This window comes from Pseudoalteromonas sp. SG43-7 (assembly GCF_014164295.1).
GTDB lineage: Bacteria > Pseudomonadota > Gammaproteobacteria > Enterobacterales > Alteromonadaceae > Pseudoalteromonas > Pseudoalteromonas rhizosphaerae.
Window position 1 is genome coordinate 1 of record NZ_JACJEY010000105.1, and the last position, 2,886, is coordinate 2,886.

3 protein-coding genes are annotated in these 2,886 nt (G+C 38.6%); all 3 read right to left on the minus strand.

Translation table 11 applies throughout. The features are described 5' to 3' along the window. Positions 1-453: 453 nt before the first annotated feature. The gene (locus H5200_RS22660; protein WP_145237690.1) at positions 454-702 is read right to left on the minus strand and encodes a hypothetical protein; all 249 of its coding nucleotides are present in this window, start codon (positions 700-702) and stop codon (positions 454-456) included. A gap of 10 nt (positions 703-712) precedes the next feature. Then, a complete protein-coding gene (locus H5200_RS22665) occupies positions 713-1,540 on the minus strand; it encodes a CPBP family intramembrane glutamic endopeptidase (protein ID WP_182762747.1) in 828 nt (275 codons plus the stop codon). Between the two features lie 120 nt (positions 1,541-1,660). Further along, positions 1,661-2,509, minus strand: a complete 849-nt coding sequence (locus H5200_RS22670) for a LytTR family DNA-binding domain-containing protein (RefSeq protein ID WP_145237698.1) — start codon at positions 2,507-2,509, stop codon at positions 1,661-1,663. Positions 2,510-2,886 lie beyond the last annotated feature (377 nt).

Here is a 2,886-nt window from a genome sequence, read left to right on the forward strand (position 1 = left end):
CCCCTCTGGCTTGACCCCTCGGGCTTGACCCCTCTGGCTTTTAATTAAAGATTTTGGCTTTAAAAAACACTACAAGCTTAGCGGCAAAGTCCATTATGTTTGTTTTTTCAACGGTCAGGTGATAAATGTTTATGACCGTTTTGGGCGTTAGTTTCCCTTTTAAGATGCGAACTAGACTGACAATTTATCGCAAAATCAGTTTAACTGACGTGACTTCGAATGACGGGCATTGGCACAATGTTCTCGTATGGTTCTGAATGACGTACGGCCGCTCTTGCCGTTTTTGCGACTGTCAGCAAGCAAATCTTGCATGTCTCATTATCTATTAGCCGACCATAAAACTTTGTAACGTGAAACTAAGTTTATTTGTTAGATAGCGCTCCTCCAGGTTACTAAATTATTAAACAAAAAAACGGCTCAACATGAGCCGTTTATTGTTGTCTGTTACATCAATCACAATTGGCTGATTTCCTGCCCCAACTCAAACTTGCTATCGGTGACTATTTTTTCAAGCACTATCACTCTTTTAGCCAGCTGCTCTACCCTTTTCTGCATGTTATTCACCGCTTCGGTATCTGTGTCTTTTTGCAGCGCTAATATCTTCTGATTGACCTCAGATTTGTAATTAAAATAATTACGCACAAAGATGATAATTAAAATCGGTGAGGTAAGGGCTAGCATAACTAAAAATAATTCAAACATAGTGGTTCTCCTAGTAGCTGTTTTGAGTGGTTAGTTCTGATTGAGGTTGTGAATTAACATCGCCATTGTTGCGCCATAGTGTTTTAAAGGCTATTTCCCGTGTTTTCCCTTTACGCACCAGTATATGCACATAAATTATACTTAGAATAATGGCAGTGGCCTTGAAAAGGTTGCCTTCTAGGTCACCAGCGGCGCCGCCTGACATGCCAAATATACCGTAAGCTGCATTCATGAAAATATGCATAAACATAGGAAACCAAATGCGGTATCCACATTCACAATATAACCACGCAAACCATGTTCCAGCGATAGTTGTGATGGTTAGCGCCATAACAACAGACATAACATCATGCCCTTGGTAAATATGCCCTAGACCAAAAATAACCGAGCTAATTAATGCGGCAGGAATAAATCCCCAACGACAAAAGTGAAATAACACCCCAAATAACGCTGCCCTAAAGATAATTTCTTCAAACAACCCAGCATATACTGAGCCGGTAATAATGCCAGGCAGTGAGAGGTCTAATTCGGTACTTAAGAATGCATACCCTAAGGTCATAGGCAAACAACAAGCTACAGCTGCCAATAAGTAGTGCTGACTGCCAGACACGTTTACACCTATTACGTCATACCAAGGGTGTTGTTTAAATAATAAGACCGCCACTAAGACAAGTGGCCCGTAGATAAATAGATATTTCGCCAAGGTGTGTAAAAGATAAGTTTGTTGATCTAGGTTAAGTAATACTTCGCTCCAACTCTCGCCCCAAAAATCACGCATAAAATAGTGACAGAACATAAAGGTGGTTAATAATATTAGTGATTTGATTGTGTGATTCATAGTTACCTGCTTAGTAAGAAATTCAAAATTCGAGCTAAGCATGCCAAGCCCAATTCATCATGGCGATGAGTTAGGGCTAAAGCTGATTATTTAGGGTTTAGTGACAAAAATTTGCGGTGATTAACAAGCCTTAGGGGCGAATGACAAGGCCTTTTTTGTTGCTTCTACATAGGTTCTAGAGACGGGCACTACCAAATCGCCAGCCTGCATAGTCAATTGCAAACCACCGGCGTTACCTTGCCATAACTTAACTAAACCAAGATTTACTGCATAAGATCTATGACAACGTACCACCTGAGCGTCAGCTGGAAGCTGTTTTAACAATTTGGTTAACGAGCCGCGCAATAACTTACGACTGCAATTTTCATCTTCGAGCATACCAAGCTCACAATAATTATCCGCAGATTTGATAAATAAAATCTGCGACAAACTGACTTGTACAATGTCATCTTTATTGTCACCTCTTAAGGTTATTTGTTTTTCTAAGGTTAGCGTAGCGTTTTTCGCTTGGCTTGACTCAAGGGCAATTGGCTGAGACTGAGTAATAGCAACTGAATGTCGATTAACTAAAAACATAAAAATAATCGGAAACAAACCAATGGCTAAAATATAAAAAACAAACAACAATTGATTCTGCCAATGCCAAACACCTAATATGGCCACCACAAAATAACTGTGATTAAATACCGCTACAAAGCCAATATACAAAGTAGCAATAAGGCCTTTTCTAATGTGGCTATTTAACCGTCTACGGCTTAATAATATCTCTATGAACCCAGCCAGCAATAAAGCACAAAAAGTCACTAAACCATAACCAGACAGACGCAGATATTTATAGGAAATAGTATCGCTGTGCGTGCCAAAAGGTTGAAACAAGAATAATATTACTAAGGTGACCACAGAAAATAGCATCGCTCTTTGAATAAGCGTTTTTTTTGAGTCCAAATCATCCTTAAGCCACAACTTCACTATTTATACACCTTCTGAAATTTTCGACCGTTAAAATACCACAGTTCTACTATGCTTTTAAGGTTTAGATAAATAAACAATTTACAGACATTCGACCTTATCTAAAAGATGCCAAAAAACCAAAAGGGGTCAAATCTTGACTTCAGACATCAAACAATCTCGAAGTTTTTCTAATTGCAATTCAACCTTCTTATCTTCAATCATTAATGCATTTAATCTACCGACAGTTTTTGATATCGCCGAATAGAACCAAAAGGGGTCAAATCTTGACTTCAGACATCAAACAATCTCGAAGTTTTTCTAATTGCAATTCAACCTTCTTATCTTCAATCATTAATGCATTTAATCTACCGACAGTTTTTGATATCGCCGAATAG

What these genes read in the sequence shown, in the direction of transcription:
- H5200_RS22665 (WP_182762747.1), bottom strand. Translation starts at nt 1,540, where the DNA reads ATGAATCACACAATCAAATCACTAATATTATTAACCACCTTTATGTTC.
- H5200_RS22660 (WP_145237690.1), bottom strand. Translation starts at nt 702, where the DNA reads ATGTTTGAATTATTTTTAGTTATGCTAGCCCTTACCTCACCGATTTTA.